Source organism: Spirosoma fluviale (assembly GCF_900230225.1).
Taxonomy (GTDB): Bacteria; Bacteroidota; Bacteroidia; order Cytophagales; family Spirosomataceae; genus Spirosoma; species Spirosoma fluviale.
The window spans coordinates 441,977-463,602 of the sequence record NZ_OCNH01000001.1; the positions used below are offsets into that span (position 1 = coordinate 441,977).

16 protein-coding genes and 1 tRNA gene are annotated in these 21,626 nt (G+C 49.7%); 8 read left to right on the plus strand and 9 right to left on the minus strand.

Going from position 1 to position 21,626, the window contains the following annotated elements; translation table 11 throughout:
* Window positions 1-88: 88 nt before the first annotated feature.
* The 4 genes from CRO74_RS32175 to CRO74_RS01855 all read right to left on the minus strand — a co-directional run bounded on the left by CRO74_RS32175 (window position 89) and on the right by CRO74_RS01855 (window position 5,313).
* Window positions 89-217, minus strand: a complete 129-nt coding sequence (locus CRO74_RS32175) for a hypothetical protein (protein WP_262508197.1) — start codon at window positions 215-217, stop codon at window positions 89-91.
* Between the two features lie 322 nt (window positions 218-539).
* On the minus strand, window positions 540-1,316 hold the full coding sequence (locus tag CRO74_RS01845) for a glycoside hydrolase family 75 protein (RefSeq protein ID WP_097124298.1): 777 nt from the start codon (window positions 1,314-1,316) through the stop codon (window positions 540-542).
* A 185-nt stretch (window positions 1,317-1,501) separates the two neighbouring features.
* Window positions 1,502-3,751 carry a hypothetical protein gene (locus CRO74_RS01850; protein ID WP_097124299.1) on the minus strand — a complete coding sequence of 750 codons (2,250 nt, stop codon included), beginning with the start codon at window positions 3,749-3,751 and terminating at the stop codon, window positions 1,502-1,504.
* Window positions 3,748-5,313: a hypothetical protein gene (locus tag CRO74_RS01855; RefSeq protein ID WP_097124300.1), complete on the minus strand. Its 1,566-nt coding sequence runs from the start codon at window positions 5,311-5,313 to the stop codon at window positions 3,748-3,750. Before CRO74_RS01855 ends, CRO74_RS01850 begins: the two co-directional genes overlap by 4 nt.
* Before the next feature lie 536 nt (window positions 5,314-5,849).
* Between CRO74_RS01855 and CRO74_RS01860 the strand changes: the two genes are divergently transcribed.
* A complete protein-coding gene (locus CRO74_RS01860; protein ID WP_097124301.1) occupies window positions 5,850-7,319 on the plus strand; it encodes a type I restriction-modification system subunit M in 1,470 nt (489 codons plus the stop codon).
* Complete coding sequence (locus CRO74_RS01865) at window positions 7,316-8,545, plus strand: restriction endonuclease subunit S (RefSeq protein WP_097124302.1); 1,230 nt, start codon at window positions 7,316-7,318, stop codon at window positions 8,543-8,545. The genes CRO74_RS01860 and CRO74_RS01865 overlap by 4 nt, the downstream gene beginning before the upstream one ends.
* A gap of 78 nt (window positions 8,546-8,623) precedes the next feature.
* Here the strand turns inward: CRO74_RS01865 and CRO74_RS31220 are convergent, their stop codons facing one another.
* The gene (locus CRO74_RS31220; protein ID WP_144035867.1) at window positions 8,624-8,833 is read right to left on the minus strand and encodes a hypothetical protein; all 210 of its coding nucleotides are present in this window, start codon (window positions 8,831-8,833) and stop codon (window positions 8,624-8,626) included.
* 37 nt (window positions 8,834-8,870) lie between these two features.
* On the opposite strand from CRO74_RS31220, the gene tnpA reads away from it, so the two are divergent.
* Both tnpA and hsdR read left to right on the plus strand, forming a co-directional pair.
* The gene (tnpA, locus tag CRO74_RS01870; protein WP_097124303.1) at window positions 8,871-9,323 is read left to right on the plus strand and encodes an IS200/IS605 family transposase; all 453 of its coding nucleotides are present in this window, start codon (window positions 8,871-8,873) and stop codon (window positions 9,321-9,323) included.
* 230 nt (window positions 9,324-9,553) lie between these two features.
* Window positions 9,554-11,884, plus strand: coding sequence for an EcoAI/FtnUII family type I restriction enzme subunit R (gene hsdR / locus CRO74_RS01875; protein WP_097124304.1), 2,331 nt, complete (start codon window positions 9,554-9,556; stop codon window positions 11,882-11,884).
* Window positions 11,885-12,083: 199 nt separating this feature from the next.
* Here hsdR and CRO74_RS01880 read toward each other — a convergent pair.
* From CRO74_RS01880 to rpoN, 4 genes are all read right to left on the minus strand, one after another.
* Window positions 12,084-12,157: transfer RNA gene (locus CRO74_RS01880), tRNA-Arg, on the minus strand.
* A 66-nt stretch (window positions 12,158-12,223) separates the two neighbouring features.
* A complete protein-coding gene (locus CRO74_RS01885) occupies window positions 12,224-13,021 on the minus strand; it encodes an enoyl-CoA hydratase/isomerase family protein (RefSeq protein ID WP_097124305.1) in 798 nt (265 codons plus the stop codon).
* A 102-nt stretch (window positions 13,022-13,123) separates the two neighbouring features.
* A complete protein-coding gene (locus CRO74_RS01890) occupies window positions 13,124-13,762 on the minus strand; it encodes a hypothetical protein (protein ID WP_317042372.1) in 639 nt (212 codons plus the stop codon).
* 91 nt (window positions 13,763-13,853) lie between these two features.
* On the minus strand, window positions 13,854-15,305 hold the full coding sequence (gene rpoN / locus CRO74_RS01895) for an RNA polymerase factor sigma-54 (protein ID WP_097124306.1): 1,452 nt from the start codon (window positions 15,303-15,305) through the stop codon (window positions 13,854-13,856).
* A gap of 152 nt (window positions 15,306-15,457) precedes the next feature.
* On the opposite strand from rpoN, the gene CRO74_RS01900 reads away from it, so the two are divergent.
* From CRO74_RS01900 to CRO74_RS01920, 4 genes are all read left to right on the plus strand, one after another.
* Complete coding sequence (locus CRO74_RS01900; RefSeq protein WP_097124307.1) at window positions 15,458-16,981, plus strand: nicotinate phosphoribosyltransferase; 1,524 nt, start codon at window positions 15,458-15,460, stop codon at window positions 16,979-16,981.
* 43 nt (window positions 16,982-17,024) lie between these two features.
* Window positions 17,025-18,032: a phosphatase domain-containing protein gene (locus tag CRO74_RS01905; RefSeq protein WP_245877734.1), complete on the plus strand. Its 1,008-nt coding sequence runs from the start codon at window positions 17,025-17,027 to the stop codon at window positions 18,030-18,032.
* 305 nt (window positions 18,033-18,337) lie between these two features.
* Window positions 18,338-18,718, plus strand: coding sequence for a T9SS type A sorting domain-containing protein (locus CRO74_RS01910; protein ID WP_097124309.1), 381 nt, complete (start codon window positions 18,338-18,340; stop codon window positions 18,716-18,718).
* 236 nt (window positions 18,719-18,954) lie between these two features.
* Complete coding sequence (locus CRO74_RS01920) at window positions 18,955-21,444, plus strand: S9 family peptidase (protein WP_097124311.1); 2,490 nt, start codon at window positions 18,955-18,957, stop codon at window positions 21,442-21,444.
* The last annotated feature ends 182 nt before the right edge of the window (window positions 21,445-21,626 follow it).

Below are 21,626 nucleotides of genomic sequence, written 5' to 3' on the forward strand. Positions count from 1 at the left end.
TGATTACTGGCCGGGTCTCGCTCGCGGTTACGTGCTGAAGTCAGAGCTGAGAAGTCTAAAATATGACCAGCGTTGCCGGTATAGATGGCTAATTGTCGCCGGTAAAACGAGTAAGGAATAGCTCTGCCAGCCCCCCTTCGGATAGCGGCCGGGTACTAAATGACGAAGCCTGACTATAGTTGATCGACCACCAGGCGAAGCCAGTTGCGTCAACCAAAAAATAATCAGGGTGAGATAAATAAAACAAGTATGCATGGTTCACCTATGAAAGCAATTTCATCTTGTTTTCACAGGCAAAATATGTGCTATAAACCTTGGCCTCTTCTCGAATAGGTGATAATTCGGCCTTTTTGGGGTTACTTTATCCGAAAGAATGTATAAATGTTTCGCGTAGATTGAGAATTGACACAGATTGATAATCGTGCCAATTTTGTATCAGGACAGTCGCTCATGGGGTTGGAAAAGCCTTCCTGTAACTTAATTATATCCGGGAGGATGATACTATTCGGCGTGTAGGCGATGGAGAACTATACAGGCTTTCAGGAGTTGCCCGTAGCAAGGAATTTATCGAAGAGCTGCTTTCCCTTTTCAGCTATCTTTTGGTTGGCATTAGCGGGTGTCAGATCGGGAATAGCTGAGCCGGGAAAGAGAAAATACAGGACATTGCCCCCGATGCCAACGTTGCGGAGTTTGGTACACTCGCCCTGGGCATTGCGGGAAAGGCAAACCGGGTGGCCAATTTTTTCATGCAGTTCAATAGACCCTTCGCCCAGTTTGCACTTCGGACCTTTGTCGGCAATAAGGGCAAAGACCAGCTTATCGTTAAAAACCACGGCGGCAAGATCGCCCGTTTTAACGCCAAATGCCGTATCGAATCCGCCCAGCGGAATAACGATGAACGGTACTTTATCGGAGTCGACACTGGGGTGGCCGCTAACGTTGAAGCGGAAAGACGTTTCGGGCTGGTCCGTGAGTCCCGGTGTTTTTTTGGAGAGGGGAGAGCCATCGGCATCGAGGCCCATTTTGGCATCGAAGAAAACGACACCATTTGGAAATTTCAGCAGGGCGGTATTTCGGTTCTGATCGCTTTTACAGCCAAATTTCAGTTTCACGCCATCGCAGAAATCCTTCGTGTCGCACTCCCGAAACCGATCCCGAAACTTTTGCCCTGCCGCGCTGGCGGTATTCCAGGCCACCCGCTTGAGCAGTTGAGCCGACGCAGCGGGCGGCACGAACTGCCCCTGACTCACCGGTGCCTTGTAGTGGCTCACTAGCACGGGGGATAATAAGACGATAAGCAGAGATAGCTGTTTCATGCCTCGTTTGGTTTAGGCTTGCCTGTACTAAAATAGGTTGTAAAAGGCTGGTTAGTAAGATGGTTTGGAGCTAAACTGACGTAAAGTGTCTGATAAGCCAATAAAAGCAGGTCCATTAGAATAAAATTGCTCTAATGGACCTGCTTTTAAGCACACTCCCAAGGGTTGATGAATCGAAACCGGTTTTAACGCTTGGTCGCCAAATTATATAATGGGATATCAACTGTTAGTGAAATTCCGAAACGCCAGGCTCGGGCTGTTTTCTCTTCGACTTGGCCAGCATTATCTTTCAGTGTAATCTTGCGAATTTCCGGACCATACTGCGCTCCAATGCTTAAGGCTAAAGGTGATTTAGGCAAGCCCCAAATAAAATAGGCACCGGGTGCTACAAAATTAGCCCACGTCACTTCTGGCAATTTTGCGCCCTCATCTTGTAATCTAAATGCAAAAATGCCCCCAATATCAAGAACTGGCATAAATACGCTGAACGAGCTCTGTCTTACGTGAGTTGAAACAGAGATGCCAACCGGAGCCGTAAAACCATAAGCCATCTTTGTTTGCTTATCTAAATTACTATCTGTACTACGCAGCGTTTCGGCCGCAATAAACCCTCCTCCATACCCATTGATAGCTGCATTAAAACTATGTGTACGCTTGGTTCGATAGCTGGTGAGCGGTTGAGCAGTTGTTTCCAGTATTGCAACAAGTTGATCCCGATTTTCGGCCGTCAAGAGACGGGCGAATAGAGTAATGTATTCAACGACGCGGTCTTTCTGATCTTCTCCAGGCTTACGTTTAGCATCGATGTACTTAGCAACTAGATCAACGGCTGTAAAAGCAGCCATTTCGTATCGTTTTTCAACAATAAAACGACCAATAGGTAAGAGGTTTTCAGCTAATGGAATCCATTGCGTGCGCCAGGGTGCCAGGTCGGGGGCTGTGTTTGGTAAAACGGTTTCGACTAGATCAAGGCTGGAAATGGCCAGACTAAATGAACTCTTTACAGCCTTCTCGTACTGGCTATACTCATCAGGTGTTGACGCGTTGCCACTTAGTGGTAATTTTTTGACAGCCTCCTGCCATTGAGAGGCTTTGTTAAGGAAGCTACTAATAGGATCGCTTAGTTGGAGTAAATTTCCTGATTGGCTAATCAAAGCCACATATAGATCAGGATTTTTACCTGCTAGTTTTATCGTATTGGCCTGGAGTGTTTTTTTGTGAACCTCAGTGAATAAACCTAAAAATAGTTTGACGGTCCTTAAATCTGGCTTCTCTGGTTTAGGATAACCACCGTTGCTATCGCGGATGCTGCGTGAAAAGAGTGCCGCCATTGTCAGATATGACCGAGATTGTCGTTGGACACTCGTATCTGGAAAAACCTTTATGGCAGCAAGATCTGGCAGGGCTTCAATAACTTCGTATGCTTTTCGATTGTGGTGCAATTGATCCCATATTTCAGCTCCGGCTAATAAAGGTGCTCTCACATCTGCACGTACATAATCTGTTTTTAAAAACAATACCGTGTTTTCTGAAGCATTGCTTAAGTCACGACGAAATTGTTCACGGAGTAAATCGAGAAAAAGAGCATACTGTTCAGGGTTAAGATGAACAATCAGCTGCCGGGTTTCGGGAAGCAATAAATGGAATGGATCATAGTGAGTGGTATTGCTCAGGAAGTCCTTCATTTTCGATACGTAGGCTACGTTGAGTTCCTCTTTGAATCGACGAGCCATAAAAGTTGCAAGCGCATCAAGTGCAACTGTTGGATCAGTTAAACTGCCAAAAAATCCCAGCCCGTTTAATTCGCCAACGCTAGCCTTTGCTGTACTTTTATTGATCTTTTCTGTAATTTCTTTCCATTTTAAATCTGATAAATAGGGGTTTGCAGATAAGTTTTCTATACTAAGACTTTTATAGGTTTCTATTATTTTTTTAATTAAACCAGCCTGCTCCTCTATTTCGTTTGGCTTACCTCGTAGTTGATTTAATTTGCTGGCATATTGCAGTAAAGAAGGAAAGTCTGATTCTGTAGTAGCTGCTTTTCCGGCATTAGGATCGCCTGCTGGCCCTTGAGGTGGAAATGACGATGAAGAAAAAACTTCAGCATTGTCGGGGGTAATGGTTAGTTTCCAAGGAAGCTGCGGAAGGTTTTGTCCATTCAATTTTTCATTGGCACTTTCGATTAGCCCACTGGCGTTCAAATCTGTTTCTACAAATGAGGCTTTATTGCCGTCCTTGCCACTCAACTCGCCCCTGAACTTAGCGCCTTCTGAAAGATTCTTAAAAAGAATGCGGATTGTTGGCCCAGTCGGTGGTGAATCTATATCGATGGTGCGAGCCGACCAGTCAACAACCCAATGGGGCATCGTCCCTTGAGCGATAGCCATTGGCTCCCAAAGAAACCCCAATCCGATAACCAGTAATAAGTGTTTCATGCAATAGGTAAATTAGGTTGATCAATTTCGTAGTCGGACAAAACTCCGCGAAGAAGGGTATCGAAAGGAATCGCAAACGTGTACTCGGGACTACCTCCCATAACCATTCCTAAGGGGACTCGCGTGGTTGCATCATATAGAATCGCACCTGAATCGCCGTGGTCTGAAAATTTTTCAAGTTTCATCCCGTCCGTAAAACGCGCGGCAACAAGGAGCTTTCTTAGTGGCTGGACTCCATCTTTAAATTGAAAAGGTACTGAGTCACTTTGGTCATTGACGATAAATCCGCTTTGTAAGCCCGAGACTTGTCCTATCATTGTTACCGGAGTGCGGAACTCATCGGCAGCCGTCACCGCCCGAGGTAGGCTTGAGAAAGGAGTCGACTGGGTAGGTAAGGCAACTTGTAATTTTACTAAGGCAACATCCAGATTTTCCGTTAGCAACCCAAAGCTCCACCTACCGACAAACTGCCACTTATTATTCTGGTCAGACAATCCAGCCCGGACATGAACAGGTCCGCCATTGAAGGCACCTCCATCATTCCGGTAAGCACCGCCTGTTTGCACGTGTTGACATGTCAGCAAGTATCGCTCAGTAGTTCTCTTTTTACGCAATATGCAGCAAACAGTGCCGAGCTTATGTTCTTCACCTGTTACGGCATCGCCACTGCCAATATGTAATTGAGGAATTTGAGCATTGAGGATAAATCGCAGTTGAACGGTTAATTTTTGCCCACTGCCAGGTAACTCCACCGGAATCGTTGCTGGAAATCCTGCGGAATTATTGTCTTTTAAGTGTACCCATAGGCAGGGTTGTATGGACTTGTCAGGATTAACAATTCGCCCAGGCATTGTATAAAGAACGTTAGCTTTACCAAGAAGTGCCGTATTCTGATCAAGAGCCATACCGGCTAACTGTCGTTCGGTAAATTGCAAACGTTGAGCTATGGCGTCGGCGGTTTCGCCCTGGAAGGTTTGTGGGTCGGCAAGTTTTCGTTTAACATTAGAACTATACAAAAGCAAATCCAGGATGTCATGCCAGAATTTTGAACCAAGACTAATAAATAATCCAGTGCATATAAAACCAATACTATGACGAAAGAGAAAAAGCGAGCCACGTACTAGTTGCTCTTCAATTGGAAGATCTTGAACCCGCTTCCAGATGTCATCATAGGAGATGAGTCCAGTTTTAGGAGCACTTCGTATGATTAAAAATAGATCAGCCCCTGAAGCAATAGCTATTATGATACTGCAAATAACTGTTAACGTGATTAACCCACTTTCTCTGTTCTTTTCATTAATGCGTCTTTGCCGATCATCTTCTATATCAATTTCAGGAATACTTAAATTTTTCAGTTTAAGAACATCGCCTATATATCTACGCCATTGTGACACATTTGAGTAGGCAATAGGATCACGTCGCTGATCGGGAAACCATATCTGAAGGTATAACTTTAATATATTAGTAAACCTTTCGCTAATCATGCTGAGCACAAACAGCGTTACGACAATAATAACCCAGACATTATTAACTGGATCGGTAGGAGTAACTTGTAGATACATTCGTAAGTAGAAATAGTCTAAGTAGAGCGTGGGCGCTGTGTATTACAGATAAATTCTATATTGAAAGTTTTCTGTTACTCTAAACCTGACTTTGTAACAAAGTACCTTAACGGTCTTCCTCTTTACAATGGGAAAAATACCCTTTCATAGAATAGGAAAAACAATATGGCTACGTGAACTAGATCGTAACAAAATTCATCCCTTATAGAAAAAGGCTTATGCCAGTTTAGAGTCCTTTTGATTAACGCTTGATCTACACTTGTAAATGGCCGATAGTATTCACCTATCAGGGCTTTCTTTTAAAAAAGGTATGTTGCCTAAAGCTTCCTCTTGATCCGGATGTGGAAATAAAATAAGCCCACCCTCAATGATTTTCTGGTAATAGTTGTCTTCGTCCATTCTCAAAACCTATTGGATTGCGTATGTTTGTAGATGGGCTACTGATGAAAAATCAGGGGAGGAGAAGCCGGACTAAACAGGCTTCTCCTTTCTCATACACACCAAAACCCCACGAGTAACGCGTTAAACCGAACACCATGTTTGAACAGACTTTTAAGAATATTGACGACATCCTGCACAAGGATGCCGGTTGCGGCAGTGAGTTGGATTATGTGGAGCAAACCTCCTGGGTGCTGTTCCTGAAATACCTCGATGACTTAGAAAAAGATAAAGAAACGGCGGCCGAACTGAGGGGGCTCGACTACAAACCCATCATTGCGCCCGAATATAAATGGTCGGTGTGGGCGGCTCCCAAAACTCCCCTGGGGCTGATCGACCACCAGAAAGCCCTTACCGGCGACGATCTGAAAGACTTTGTGGATGATGAGCTCTTTCCGTACCTCAAAAAGTTTAAGGTCGATGCCGAACATGCCGACACCATCGAATACAAGATTGGCGAGATTTTCAGCGAACTGAAAAACCGCCTGCAAAGTGGCTACAACCTCCGCGAAGTCATTAACCGCATTGACCTGCTCCGGTTCCGGACCCATGCCGAAAAGCATGAAATGAGCCACCTCTACGAGGATAAGATCAAGAACATGGGCAATGCGGGCCGAAACGGGGGCGAGTACTATACACCCCGACCGCTCATTAAAACCATTGTGAAGGTGGTTGCGCCCGAAATTGGCCAGAAGATCTACGACGGGGCCTCCGGCTCGGCGGGCTTTCTGGTAGAAGCGTTCGAATACCTGAAAGCCGGTAAGAATGGGGCTGCCTCCAGCTTGTCGACCAAAGACCTCGATACGCTCCAGAAAAGCACGTTCTACGGCAAGGAGAAGAAATCACTGGCCTACATTATTGGCACCATGAACATGATTCTGCATGGCGTGGAGGCTCCCAACATTATCCATACGAACACGCTGGCCGAAAACCTGTCCGACATCCAGGAGAAAGACCGGTACGACATTGTGCTGGCCAACCCGCCCTTTGGCGGTAAAGAACGGGCGGAGGTGCAGCAGAATTTCCCGATCAAAACGGGCGAAACGGCCTCGCTGTTCATGCAGCATTTTATCAAGATCATGAAAGCCGGTGGCCGGGCGGGGGTGGTCATCAAAAACACCTTTCTGTCCAATACCGACAATGCCTCGGTAAGCCTGCGCAAGCTCCTGCTCGAAAGCTGCAACCTGCACACGGTACTCGATTTGCCGGGCGGCACGTTTACCGGTGCAGGGGTGAAAACGGTAGTACTGTTTTTTGAAAAAGGGGCACCCACGCAGAAAGTCTGGTTTTACCAGCTCAACCTCGACCGGAATCTCGGCAAAACCAACGCCCTCAACGAACGCGACCTGACCGACTTTGTCGCCCTCCAGAAAACCAAAGCCGACTCCGAAAACTCCTGGACGGTGAACCTTGCCGACATCAACCCCGCCACCTGCGACCTCTCGGCCAAGAATCCCCACAAAAAAGAAGAGGTAGCCCTGCGCGAACCCCAGGAAATACTGGCCGAAATGCGGGCCCTGGACGAAGAAAGCGCAGACATTTTAAACGGCATCTGGGAACTGGTATGAAGACGGATTGGGAGCAAAAAAAATTAAAGGACATTGCCGAATATTCAATCGGGCTTACTTATTCGCCAAAAGACGTTAGCGATGAAGGTATTATAGTTTTGAGGTCATCAAATATTCAGGAAGGGGAATTAGATCTGTCCGACCTTGTTCGAGTTAATAAGCCAATTAAAGACAAGCTGAAAGTTAGGGAAGGTGACATTTTGATGTGTAGTCGAAATGGTAGTAAAAGACTAGTTGGGAAAACTGCAACGATTCCAAACCTTCAAGAAGAAATGACTTTTGGTACTTTTATGACTGTAATCAGAAGCCCTCATAACCCTTTTCTTTCTTGGTTTTTTATCTCAGATGAATTTCGTAACCAAATCAATGGAGGTGAAAATCCAATGATTAATCAGGTTACAAAATATATGTTGGATGAAGTTGAAGTTCCCCTTCCCCCGCTCTCTGAACAACAGCGCATCGTAGCCATTTTGGATGAGGCTTTTGCGGCCATTGACAAGGCTAAAGAAAACGCGCAGAAGAACCTGCAAAACGCCCGCGAGTTGTTTGAATCGTATTTGCAGTCGGTTTTTGCCAATCCGGGTGAGGGGTGGGAGAGAGTTAAATTGTCAGACTTAGCCACTGATATTACAGATGGTGATCATATGCCACCGCCGAAATCAGAAACCGGAGTCCCATTCATAACTATATCAAACATCAATAAGGAGTCTAATAAAATTGATTTTTCAGATACGTTTATGGTTTCACCCGAATACTATAAGAATCTGAAACCGAATAGAAAGCCCAAGAAAGGGGATGTTCTATATACCGTAACGGGCTCTTTCGGAATTCCAGTTATTGTTGAATCTGATGTTGAGTTTTGTTTTCAACGACACATTGGTCTAATACGGCCAAAAAGCCAGACAGACTCTAAATGGTTATATTATCTAATCCTGTCTCCACAAGTGTTCAAACAAGGGAATGACGGTGCTACTGGTACTGCGCAAAGAACTGTTTCATTGAGCGTTTTACGAAATTTTGCTGTCCCTAAAGTCCCACTTGAAGAGCAACAAACCATCGTCGCCAAACTCGATTCGCTTTCTACCGAGACCAAAAAGCTCGAAGCCATCTATCAGCAGAAATTGACCGACCTCGATGAATTAAAAAAGGCCATTTTGCAAAAAGCGTTTCAGGGCGAGTTATCGACAACACTAGCGAAAACACAGGGAGTCGCCCTGTGCGATTGATACCTCGTGATGCATCCATATCATAGGGCACCATATCATAGGGCGATGCCCCATGCAAATGATACCGCCCTTTCAGGGCTAGGTGCCATGAACAACGATAGCATAGGGCGGTGGCAATGGTACGAATTCATAGGGCGATGCCCCATGCTGATGATAACGCCCCTTCAGGGCTATATTTGACCTCGGCACTTCGCCCCGACGGGGCATGATCATTAGCATGGGGCATCGCCCTATGAATTCGTACCATTGCCCTATGAATTCGGTAATCGCCATTAACGAATTCATCATTAACACGGGGCATCGCCCTATGAATCCATGAATTAATATGCCCCAATCATTAACAAAAGTCTACGTCCATCTCGTATTCAGCACCAAATACCGGGAACCCATCATCGGCGACGATATAAAAGACGAATTATACGCTTATTTGGGCGGTGTTTGTAAGGCCCTCGAATGTTACCCGGTGCGGGTTGGTGGCTATTACGACCATATTCATATTCTGTGTACGCTCTCGAAAAAGATCGCCCTCATGAAATTGATGGAAGAGGTGAAAAAGAACTCGTCGAAGTGGATAAAGACCAAAGGTCAGGGGTACCAAAATTTCTATTGGCAGGATGGCTATGGCGCATTTTCGGTGAATCCATCGCAGGTGGATGTTGTGGTGCGCTACATTGAAAATCAGTACGAGCACCATCGGCAAACCTCATTCCAGGACGAGTGCCGGGGTATTTATAAAAAATATGGCATGGATTATGACGAACGCTATGTGTGGGATTGATGGTGGATTGTGGTGGGTGATATGAATTCATAGGATATGATACCACACGAATTCATAGGGCGATGCCCCATGCTCATGATAACGCCCTTTCAGGGCTATGGCTGAGGCTTTGTCTGTTGCATAGGGCCTCGCCCTATGGTGAGGATTTTTGCCACAATGTATTTTTCGCCCTGAAAGGGCTTTATCAATATCATAGGGCGTCGCCCTATAGATCGCGTTGCCCTCTATCCATGAACGAACCCGAAACCAGGGCCGAGCTGATCGACCCCAAACTAACCGCCAGCGGCTGGGGCGTGGTGCCCGATACCAAAGTCCTCCGCGAACACATCATCACGGCCGGTAAAATCCAGACCGGGGGCGGTCGGACTAAGCAGCTCATCGCGGACTATGTGTTAGTCTATAAAGGAGTCAAACTGGCCGTTATCGAAGCCAAGAGCAACGAGCTGGCCGTAGGGGAGGGCGTGGCCCAGGCCAAAAACTACGCCGAGCGGCTTGGTCTCGACACGACCTATGCCGCCAACGGGATAGAGATTTACGGCATCGACATGAAAACCGGCATGGAGGGCCTTGTCGACCGGTTCCCCACACCCGATGAGCTTTGGAACAAAACCTTCGATAGTCCCAATCACTGGCGCGACCTGTTCAATGCCGTACCGTTCGAGTACGTAGGCGGTACCAAAGGTGCCCGTTATTATCAGGAGCGGGCCGTTAACAAGGTCATGGCCGCCATTGCCGACAACCAGCCGCGTATTTTACTCACGCTGGCCACCGGTACCGGCAAAACGTTCATTGGGTTTCAGATTGCCTGGAAACTGTTCAAAACCCGCTGGAACCTCACCCGCGACGGTCGGCGTCAACCCCGCATTCTGTTCCTCGCCGACCGCAACATTCTGGCCGATCAGGCGTTCAACGCCTTTTCCGCCTTTCCCGAAGATGCGCTGGTGCGGATCAGTCCGCAGGAAATCCGGCGCAGAGGAAGTGTGCCCACCAACGGCAGTATCTTCTTTACCATCTTCCAGACGTTCATGAGCGGAACCGATGCCGATGGCAATGCCGCGCCCTACTTCGGCGCTTATCAACCCGATTACTTTGATTTCATCATCATCGACGAGTGTCACCGGGGCGGGGCCAACGACGAAAGCACCTGGCGCGACATTCTGGAATATTTCGAACCCGCCGTTCAGTTGGGTCTGACCGCCACCCCCAAGCGCGACGTGAATGCCGACACCTACCAGTATTTTGGTGAGCCGGTTTCCAGCTATTCGCTCAAAGACGGCATTAATGATGGCTTCCTGACCCCCTTTAAAGTCAAGCGTATTCAGACCACGCTGGATGAATACATCTATGTGTCTGACGACAAGGTGATTGAAGGGGAGGTTGAAAGCGGCAGGAAGTACAAAGAGGCCGACTTTAACCGCATTATTGAGATAAAAGAACGGGAGGTAAAACGCGTTAAACTCTACCTGACCGAAGCCGATCAGCGGGAGAAAGCCATTGTATTCTGCGCCAGCCAGGACCATGCAATCATCATTCGCGACCTCATCAACCAGCACAAGACCAGCCGCGACACAAAGTATTGCGTACGCGTCACGGCCGACGATGGGCCCTTGGGTGAGCAGTATTTACGCGAGTTTCAGGACAACGAGAAAACCATTCCAACCATCCTGACCACCTCGCAAAAGCTGTCGACCGGCGTAGATGCCCGCAATATCCGCAACATCGTATTACTGCGGCCCGTCAATTCCATGGTCGAATTCAAACAGATCATCGGCCGGGGAACGCGGTTGTTCGATGGTAAGGAGTTTTTCACCATCTACGATTACGTGGGTGCTTACGAGCATTTTGCCGACCCTGAATGGGACGGTCCACCCGAAGAGCCGGAACCCAAACCGGAGCCAAACCCAAAGCCGTATCCAACCCCGCCACCTTCGGGTGGCCCAAAAGACCCACCGGGCGGAGGAGCAGGGTACAAACCAAAGCTGAAAATAAAACTGCGCGACGGGAAGGAACGCGAGATTCAGCACATGATGTCGACCTCGTTCTGGAGCGCCGACGGCCGGATTATATCGTCGGAGGAGTTTTTAGAAGCCCTATTCGGTACACTACCCGACTTCTTCAAAGACGAGGCCGAGCTGCGGGCCATCTGGTCGAACCCCATGACCCGGAAAACCTTGTTGGCTAACCTGGCCGATGCCGGATACGGCAAAGACGAACTTGGCGCGTTACAGCGGTTGATTCAGGCCGAAAACAGCGATCTGTTCGACGTGCTGGAATATATTTCGTTTGCCCGCAAGCCCATCAGCCGTGCCGACCGCGTGGCCGAGGCCGAAACCACGATCTTTGCGTTACTGAGCCCGCAGCAAAAGGAATTCCTCGAATTCGTGTTGGACAAATACGTTGAAGGCGGAGTTGACGAACTGGATCAGGAGAAGCTACCGAGTTTGCTTCAACTCAAATATAATTCGCTGGATGATGCCAAAGTTCGTCTGGGTTCCGTCGCCGACATCCGCGCTACCTTCATTGACTTTCAGAAGCATTTGTACCAGGAGAAAGCGGCATAGGCAAAAGGCTGGCTGAATCATTATAGTGAAACCATTCTTTTCGGTCAGAACACAGCAGCGGAGAAAGTGTACCCCAGGAAACAAAAGGTGTATCCCAGAATGTACCTTTTACTGGTGCTTAAAAGCGAAGTAGTTGGGGCTAGAAACACAAAAACCCGCTTATGAAGCGGGTTTTTAGTCTAATTGAGAAGGTAATCAGTGCACTTGTAGGGATTCGAACCCCAAACCTCCTCATCCGTAGTGAGGTGCTCTATCCAATTGAGCTACAAATGCATTGCTATAAAGCATTTCCCGTTGATTGGGAGTGCAAAAGTAGGTAGAAAAAACACGCTTGTCAATCTATTTACCCGAAAAATTTGCTTTTCGCTTCATCAGGAAGGCCCCTATACCCTCAGCCGCATCTGCCGAACGCCCTAATTCGTCCTGATTGTCAGCTTCTTGTTCGAGCTGATGGGTCAGGTCGGAATAGAGCGATTCATTCAAAACTTTTTTCATGGCCCCAATGGCGCGGGTGGGGGCAGCGGCATAATAGCCCACAACGGCATCGACCGCCGTGTCTAAATCTGCCGTAGGTACCGAGCGACTGACGAGGCCAATCTGGGCTGCTTCGGGGCCGTAAACGCGTCGGCCGGTGCTGCACAGGTCGAAAGCCCGCTGGGGACCGATGAGCCGGGGCAGGAAGAAGGTAGAGCCCGCATCGGGCATGAGGCCGATGTTGACGAAAATCTGGCTGAAATAGGCGTCGTCGGCGCAGATAACCACATCGCAGGCCAGCGCCAGCGAACAGCCCGCTCCGGCGGCAACGCCGTTGATGCGCCCGATGACCGGCTTTGGCAGGTTGCGGATGGCCTGAATCATGGGGTGGTAAGTGGTGCGGAGCGAGTCGCCGAGCGCGAGCTGACCACCCGAGGTAGCCGCCTGCATAACGCCTTCTTTAAGATCGGCACCGGACGAAAAGGCCTTGTCGCCCGCGCCCGTCAGGACAACCACGCGAATTTGCTCGTCGGCACCAGCGGCTTCGATGGCGGCTGTAATATCGCGGATCAGGCCGGGGCTGAGGGCATTGTATACCTGCGGGCGGTTGAGGGTTATCCGACAAACAGCACCGCTAACATCATAAAGCAGATTTTCGTACATAAGGCAAGGGATGAACACAGAGGCACTGAGCGCACAGAGATGAACGCATGGTGGTGCTGGTTCTTCTTTGGGCTCTTTGCGCTGCGGTAAGTTACAAAAAAGCTAGATGAGCCAAAATACAGTGAGCAGACTGACGGTTAACCCAAGTACTACACCCGCCAGAATCTGAGCGGGGGTATGGGCGTTGAGCCGGAGCCGGGCGCTGGCCACAAAACCCGTTAGCATGACCAGTAGCAGCAACGGGAAAAACAGGTCTGTGATACTGAATTTAAGCATAAAGCTGGCCACAACGCCCACAACGCCCGCAATACCGACGCAATGAGCGCTGATTTGCCAGGAGAGGCTAATGAGGCCAACCAGCAGTATGGAAACGGCTATACTGGCAATGAGGGTACCAATTTCGGGGGCCAGACTCGATAGCCCCTGCATCTGGTAGGTAAACAAATAGGCTGTTATCGTATAAACCAGAGCCGTCAGGAAGTAAGGTAACCGCCGATCGGACAGGGTGGTCATTTTTAAATTTTTAACGTACCCCGCGCGGAACAGGTAATAGATCAGCAGCGAGGGCGTCATGAACGTACCCACAAAAATCAGGATTAGTAAGCTAAGCCGGAGGGAGACCGAAAATGCATCCAGCCCCAGCACGGCAGGTACCCGAAACAGCAGCAATGCAAACAGTAACGTCGGCATCAGCAAAGGATGAAAAACAGCCGACAGGAAGTGGGCAAAACGGGTACTCAATGGATAATGAATAATGTAGAATGAATAATTGTGTAAAAATACGCGCCAAGCCTATTGTATTTCACATTGTACATTATCCATTATTCATTTTTTATAATTGTTTTCTCAGCCGGGCTACCGGAATGTTTAGCTGTTCGCGGTATTTGGCTACCGTTCGCCGGGCAATGTTGTAGCCCCGGTCGTTCAGGATCTTCTCCAGCTTATCATCCGACAGCGGGTGCAACTTGGGTTCGGCGTCAATCAAATCTCTTAAAATGTTTTTCACTTCCCGGCTGCTGACATCTTCGCCCGTATCGGTCGAGATCCCTTCCGAGAAGAAATATTTGAGCGGGTAGATGCCAAATTCCGTTTGAACGGCCTTGCTGTTGGCCACCCGCGATACCGTCGATACGTCCATGTCGATCAGCGTAGCGATGTCTTTCAGGATCATGGGCCGCAGCCGTGATTCATCGCCGGTCAGGAAGAAATCATACTGGTAACGCACAATGGCGTTCATAGTACGGAGCAGGGTTTGCTGCCGTTGCTTGATGGCATCGATGAACCACTTGGCCGCATCCAGTTTCTGCTTAACGAAGGTGACCGTTTCTTTCAGGTTCTTGTTCTGCTTTTTGTTGCTCTTGTCATAGGTGTCGAGCATATCGGCAAAGGAGCGGCTGATGCGCAGTTCGGGCGCATTTTTGGAGTTCAGCGACAGTTCCAGTTTGCCGTTGGTGTTGCTCAGCAGAAAATCCGGAATGAGGTACTGGATATTTCCACCTTCGCCCTCCATAGAACCCGGTTTGGGGTTCAGCCGGATAATAATGTCGATCACTTTCTTCAACGATTCGTCGCTGATGTTGAGTCGTCGCTGAATTTTATCGTAATGTTTTTTCGAAAATTCGTCGAAGAACTCGTCGATGATCCGGATCGCCAGGATATTATAGGGGTCCGACTGGTCTTTGCGCCGGAGTTGCAGCAGCAGACATTCGGGTAGCGAACGGGCACCAATGCCGGCCGGATCGAACGACTGGATCTTATGAAGCACAGCCTCCACTTCTTCGGCATCAGTAAATACATTCTGCGAGAACGCCAGGTCGTTGACAATGGCCTGAATCGACCGGCGGATGTAGCCATCGGCTTCAATGCTGCCAATTAGTTGATAACCAATGGTGCGCTGCTCTTCCGATAGGTTCAGGTAGCCGAATTGCTGCAGCAGCGAGTCCATAAGACTGGAGCTGGTAGCCAGGGGCATGTCCCGGTCTTCTTCCCCGTAGTTGCCGTCGCCCTGCATTTTGTACCCCGCATAATCTTCGTCCTGGATATAGCCATCAATGTCTAGGTCATCATCCCGATCCTTGAAATCGTCGGTCTCGTCGTATGAATCGTCCTCATCTTTCTGCTCGTACTCCTCATCCATACCCTCTTCCAGAGCCGGATTGATTTCCAGTTCTTCTTCAATGCGTGTATCTAATTCAGCGGTGGGTATCTGTAACAGTTTGATAAACTGAATCTGCTGCGGAGATAGCTTTTGCTGAAGCGATTGGGAAAGACTTAACTTCTGCATAGGTCGTACGGGCGTCTGTAGATTAGTGGGTTACGTTGAGTAGCAAGGTATTGGTAAAAGTGCCCCTCACAATTATCAGGCCAATTTAACTAAAAAATGTTTTTCATCAGATGAATTTTCTGTAAAGTATCAACTTGCTACCTTCGCCTGTGATGACAAACAAGCTTTATGACACGTCGCTAAGCCTGCTAACAGACCTTTACCAGGTCACAATGGCTTATGGTTACTGGAAGACTAAAACATCGGAAAAGGAGGCAGTGTTTAACCTTTATTTTCGAAAAAATCCATTTAACGGGGGCTTCACCATTGCCTGTGGGCTGGCAAATGTGCTGGGCTACATCGAAAACTTTGGATTCTCCAAAAAAGACCTGCGCTACCTCCGTACCCTAAAGGGCAACGATGGAAAACCCATGTTTGAGCCCGAATTCATGGATTATCTGGCCGATCTGAAACTCACCTGCGATGTTGAGGCCATACCCGAAGGAACGGTCGTTTTTCCGAATGAACCGCTCATCCGCGTTCGTGGACCAATATTACAGTGCCAGTTGTTGGAAACACCCCTGCTGAATCTCGTTAATTTCGAGTCGCTGATTGCAACCAAAGCGGCCCGGCTTCGGCTGGTTGTGGAGCAGGACACGCTGCTGGAATTTGGCCTGCGCCGGGCACAGGGGATTGACGGCGGCATGACAGCCAGCCGGGCCGCGTACATCGGTGGGTGCGATGCAACCTCCAATGTGCTGGCCGGTAAACTCTACGATATTCCCGTTGGCGGTACGCACGCGCACAGTTGGGTGATGTCGTTTGCCGATGAACAACAGGCGTTTGATGCCTATGCCGACGTGCTGCCCAATAACGTAACGCTGCTTGTCGATACCTACGACACGTTGCAGGGGGTGCGGTACGCCATAGAAACGGGGCGGAAACTGGTGGAACGCGGGTATAAACTGGCCGCCATCCGGCTGGACTCGGGCGATTTAGCCTACCTGAGTATCGAAGCTCGTAAACTGCTGGATGCCGCCGGTTTTGAGGATACGGGCATCGTAGCCAGTAACGACCTCGACGAAACGATCATCGCCAGTCTACGGCAACAGGGCGCAAAAATTAACATCTGGGGTGTTGGGACCAAGCTCGTTACGGCTTACGATCAGCCCGCATTGGGGGGAGTGTACAAGTTAGCCGCCCTGCGTCAGGAGCCCGACGGTCAATCGAATGTCAATGTGACAGAAGAGGTCGATGTGCCCCGGACCAACAGCTGGGTGTACAAGATGAAGCTTTCTGAACAGGCTATAAAAATTTCGACGCCGGGCATTCAGCAGGTGCGCCGGTTTCGGGATGAGCGGGGCTTTGTAGCCGATATGATTTACGATACCGAAAGTATGGACGGTTCGGCCAGTGAGTCAACCACGATGATCGACCCCCTCGATTTTACCAAACGCCGACGTTTTGAGGCCGAACAGCCCTACGAAGATCTGCTGGTGCCGGTCGTGAAGTCGGGCAAACGGGTATATGACAGTCCTGATATTCATGCGGTGCGCGAGCGGGTGCAAACCCAGTTGGCCAACCTGCATCCGGGCGTTAAACGGTTTGTCAATCCGCATACTTATCCAGTAGGTTTGGAAAAAGGGTTACACGAACTAAAAACGAAATTGATCCTGAAGCTTCGCGAAGGCAAGTAACGTACCCACGACGTACCCACGGGCTTCAGCCCGTGTTTGCTATATGTCACTGACACGGGCTGAAGCCCATGGGTACGTCGTGGGTACGTTTACTCTATCCATGTATTTTATGAAGAAAGTCCTGATTCTAACCGGCCTGAGTGGTAGCGGCAAAACAACCTTTGCCCGGCAGTTCTGTACCGAAAATCCGAACTGGCTGCGGATCAATCGGGATGATTTTCGGCGGAGTCTGCTGTCTGTATCGCTTCGAGAGTATTATGAAACCTGGCCGGAGCGGGAAAAGGACCGCGTCGAAACGGTCGTCAATGAATTACAGAAAGCCGCTATTCTGGAAGGACTGACGCGGGGCTGGCATGTGCTCATCGACAATACGAGCCTCAAATTGAGTTATATCAACGAATTTCGGCAACTGCTGACGCGCCATTTCGACAAAGTGGAAATCCGGTATGAACTGCTTCGGGTGCCTATTGACGAGTGCATCCGTCGGGACCGGGACCGGCCCGATTCGGTGGGGGAGGAGGTGATCCGGAAGCAGGCCGAACAGCTTACCTCGCTGAAACGGCACTTTAAGTTTCAGACCGAAATCCTGACCCGGCCAACCGCCTTTCAGCGTAAGCAGGACGAGACCTTGCCGCGTTGTATTCTCGTGGATATTGACGGCACCGTGGCCGACAGAGGGGATCGCTCACCCTTTGCCTGGCATCGCGTGGGTCTGGACACCCCCAAATGGCCTGTTATCCGGCTGGTTCAGGCTATGCGAACGTCGGGTTATACGGTCGTTTTTTTCTCGGGTCGCGATGCGGTTTGTCGCCCGGAAACAATCGCCTGGCTGAATCAGCATTTCGACTGGCAGGAAACGGATTATTTGTTGTTCATGCGCCGGGAGCGCGACAATCGGAAAGATTCGATCGTAAAACAGGAGCTATTTGACCAACATATAGCAGGCCGGTATTACGTAGACCTCGTGGTCGATGACCGACAGCAGGTGGTCGATATGTGGCGACGAACCCTTGGGTTGACCTGCATACAGGTGGACTATGGGGATTTCTGATCGAGTGAAATTGTGCAGGCCATTCCCGTGAACCAGTAGGCACCCGGCGCGGAATGGGGTCACGAAACCGATGAATCTCCGGTCTGTCTCTACGAACCGCCCTGTTTCATCGATGAATGCCTAAATGATATTGTAAATAATTGATGATTAGCATATTAGTGTAAATATGTCGTTCTGCCGACGTTCTCCGGCTATCTGTCGATTTCGTTTTTTTATTCTTCCGGACGGGCGTTGCTTTGTCTCAGAAGTCAGGAGCAATACCGCACCCAGACGCAAAACGAAGTCACCTATAAATACTACATATTATGAAAACGTTAGCCACTTCCCTGTTGATTGCTGCAATACTTACTTTCTCTGCAACCGGTTTCGCTCAGGATAGCCATTCGGCTACGACAGCCCAGAAAACCCCACTGACAATCCAACCCACCCAAAACGGGAAAGTTGATGTGGTTCTTGGGAAAACAGATGGCCACCTGTCAATTGACGTAGTGGACAAGCAGGGACGTACGTTGTCCCACCGAGTCGTTTACAAGCAGGATTCAAATACGCGTATCCGCTTTGATTTGAGTGAACTGCCTGATGGCGTTTACGAACTGATTGTGACAGAAGGCGCGAACCGGCAGACAAATGCCATTGTCCTCAACACGCAATGGGCCGATACGTACCGGATCATTACGTTAAGTTAACCCATCGCACCCACGTGTGTCAAGAACTCCTGTTCGATCATCGAGCAGGAGTTCTTTTTATAAAGGATAATTGGTATTAGTATTATTTCGCAAAAGAATACAGTAAAATAATGAGGTTGTACCAAAGACATAGCCCATAAAATATGGATAAGGAGAACCTTATTAATTTTTGCCTTATGCATTTTAATTTCGTCGTATCTTCATCTTTCGTTACAGTTGAAACAACTTCTCCCTTTATGCTTCACAACCTGACTACCCGCAAAAGTCGATTGTTTCTGGTTATTCCCTGGCTTGCCGTTTCGCTCGCCGGACACGCTCAGGATGCACCAGGCTATCAAACACCCCCCAAAGCGCTGGCCGATCTGGTCACAGCTCCGCTGACACCCAATGTGAGCATGTCGGCGAAAGGCGATATGATGCTCATTCTCGAACAGGCAGCCGCTCCCGGCATCGACGAACTGGCGCAACCCGAGCTTAAACTGGCCGGTCTGCGACTCAACCCAGCCAACAACGGTCCCAGCCGAGCCCGGTATACAACGGGTCTGAAACTGAAAAAACTGACCGATAAAGACGAAAAAACAATCGCCGGTTTACCCGCCGAACCCCTGATCAGCTTCGTACAGTGGTCGCCGGATGGAACAAAGGTGGCGTTTGCCAACTCGACCGACACCCGGATTGATCTGTACATTGCCGATGTTGCCAGTCTGTCGGCCCAAAAAGTTGGCTCGCTGGCGCTCAATGCAACGTTGGGCTCACCCTATTACTGGGTGTCGGACAGCAAAAGCCTGATCGTAAAAACCGTTCCCGCCGGGCGTGGCCCAGCGATGGAGGTAAGTCGGGTTCCGTCTGGTCCAACCACCCAGGAAAACGTGAAAGGATCGCGCGGGCAGGCTCCAACCTACCAGGACTTGCTCAAAAGTCCATCCGACGAAAAGCAGTTTGCCTTTTACACCACGTCGCAGGTAGTTCGAATGGGTCTGGATGGAACCGCCACCAATATCGGTCAGGCGGGTATTATCCGTACCGCAGAGCCATCGCCGGATGGTCAGTATGTGATGATCGAAACGGTACACACGCCGTTTTCGTACCTGGTGCCCGTGGGCCGGTTTCCATTGAAAACCGAAATTTACGCCATGGCCGGGTCTCTTGTGAAAACGTTGAACGATGGCCCGTTGCAGGAAGCCGTTCCCTACAGCCGCGATGGAGCACCCACGGGCCCGCGCGATTTCAACTGGCGGGCCGATGCCCCCGCTTCGGTCTATTATACCGTGGCGCAGGACAATGGCGACCCCAAAGTAAAAGCTGAGGTTCGGGATAAGGTTTATATGGTCGATGCGCCGTTCTCGGCTCAGCCCAAAGAAATTTACGCGGCCCAGTTCCGTTTCGAAAACTTCGATTGGGGCAACGAGTCGACGGCGCTGGCTACCGAACGCTGGTGGCAGAATCGGAAAACCATCACCAAAATCGTTAATCCGGCCAACTGGCAAACGTCCGTTCTTTTCGACCGTTCGTACGAAGACCGGTACACCAATCCGGGTCAGCCCGATACGAAGCACAACCAGTACGGCCGCGATGTGCTGAATCTACTCCCCAGTGGTGAAATCCTGATGCTGAACGCCGTTGGGTCATCGCCCCAGGGCGACCGGCCGTATGTAAGTCTGCTGAATCTGAAGACGAAGCAAACCCGCGAACTCTGGCGGTCGGCGGCTCCCTACTTCGAGCGGCCCATTGCCGTGCTGGACGCGGCCAAACAGGTGATCCTGACCACCCGTGAAACACCCGACGAGAACCCGAACTATTACGTCCGGAATCTGAAAGCTAAAATTGCCCCTATTCAGGCAACGTATTTTCCGCATCCATACCCACAATTGAAAGGGATTCAGAAGCAGCAGCTTCGCTACAAGCGGGCCGATGGCGTTGAGCTGACGGCCACCCTTTACCTGCCCGTTGGGTACAAAAAGGAGCAGGGACCGCTGCCTACATTCCTGTGGGCGTATCCGGCCGAGTTCAAGAGTAAAGAAGCGGCCAGTCAGATAGCCGGTTCGCCTTACCAGTTCAACCGGATCAGCTACTGGGGTGGTGCCGCTTTCGTGACAATGGGTTACGCCATTCTGGATAATGCCAGCATCCCCATTGTGGGCGAGGGTGACAAAGAGCCGAATGATACCTACGTGGAGCAACTGGTGTCGAGCGCCAAAGCGGCCATCGACGAAGGGGTTCGGCTGGGTGTGGTCGATTCGAGCCGGGTTGGCGTGGGTGGGCACTCGTACGGAGCTTTCATGACGGCCAACCTGTTATCGAACAGTAAGCTTTTCAAAGCCGGTATTGCCCGTAGTGGTGCGTACAACCGTACCTTAACGCCCTTTGGCTTCCAGAACGAGCAACGCAGCTACTGGCAGGCACCGGACGTGTACAACAAAATGTCGCCGTTCATGAATGCCGACAAGATGAAGACGCCCCTGCTGCTGGTTCACGGCGAAGCCGATAACAATACCGGTACGTTCCCGATTCAGTCGGAGCGGTACTACAACGCGCTCAAGGGCTTCGGGGCTACCACCCGGCTCGTGTTCCTGCCGTACGAAAGTCATGGCTACACGGCCAAAGAGTCATTGCTGCACATGTTGTGGGAAATGAACGGCTGGATGGATAAATACGTCAAGAATCCCGCTCCCGCAGCCCAGGCCAACAAAGCCGGGAAAATGGGCGGAGGCAATAACGAGAAGTAAAAACCCACGTACCCACGGGCCGGGCCGCGTTCGGCTTCAGCCCGTGTTTTCGTAATAATGGGTTTAAAAACTAAAATTTTATAAGGAAACACGGGCTGAAGCCGAACGCGGCCCGGCCCGTGGGTACGTTGATCAATCAAGCCGGGCTAACAACCCGGCTTTTTCTGTGCTTATAAATCCGT

Excerpts from the sequence above, each read along its gene's own strand:
- CRO74_RS01845 (WP_097124298.1), bottom strand. The coding sequence starts at position 1,316 with ATGAAACAGCTATCTCTGCTTATCGTCTTATTATCCCCCGTGCTAGTG.
- CRO74_RS01850 (WP_097124299.1), bottom strand. The coding sequence starts at position 3,751 with ATGAAACACTTATTACTGGTTATCGGATTGGGGTTTCTTTGGGAGCCA.
- CRO74_RS01855 (WP_097124300.1), bottom strand. The coding sequence starts at position 5,313 with ATGTATCTACAAGTTACTCCTACCGATCCAGTTAATAATGTCTGGGTT.
- CRO74_RS01860 (WP_097124301.1), top strand. The coding sequence starts at position 5,850 with ATGTTTGAACAGACTTTTAAGAATATTGACGACATCCTGCACAAGGAT.
- CRO74_RS01865 (WP_097124302.1), top strand. The coding sequence starts at position 7,316 with ATGAAGACGGATTGGGAGCAAAAAAAATTAAAGGACATTGCCGAATAT.
- CRO74_RS31220 (WP_144035867.1), bottom strand. The coding sequence starts at position 8,833 with ATGATGAATTCGTTAATGGCGATTACCGAATTCATAGGGCAATGGTAC.
- tnpA (WP_097124303.1), top strand. The coding sequence starts at position 8,871 with ATGCCCCAATCATTAACAAAAGTCTACGTCCATCTCGTATTCAGCACC.
- hsdR (WP_097124304.1), top strand. The coding sequence starts at position 9,554 with ATGAACGAACCCGAAACCAGGGCCGAGCTGATCGACCCCAAACTAACC.
- CRO74_RS01885 (WP_097124305.1), bottom strand. The coding sequence starts at position 13,021 with ATGTACGAAAATCTGCTTTATGATGTTAGCGGTGCTGTTTGTCGGATA.
- rpoN (WP_097124306.1), bottom strand. The coding sequence starts at position 15,305 with ATGCAGAAGTTAAGTCTTTCCCAATCGCTTCAGCAAAAGCTATCTCCG.
- CRO74_RS01900 (WP_097124307.1), top strand. The coding sequence starts at position 15,458 with ATGACAAACAAGCTTTATGACACGTCGCTAAGCCTGCTAACAGACCTT.
- CRO74_RS01905 (WP_245877734.1), top strand. The coding sequence starts at position 17,025 with ATGTCACTGACACGGGCTGAAGCCCATGGGTACGTCGTGGGTACGTTT.
- CRO74_RS01910 (WP_097124309.1), top strand. The coding sequence starts at position 18,338 with ATGAAAACGTTAGCCACTTCCCTGTTGATTGCTGCAATACTTACTTTC.
- CRO74_RS01920 (WP_097124311.1), top strand. The coding sequence starts at position 18,955 with ATGCTTCACAACCTGACTACCCGCAAAAGTCGATTGTTTCTGGTTATT.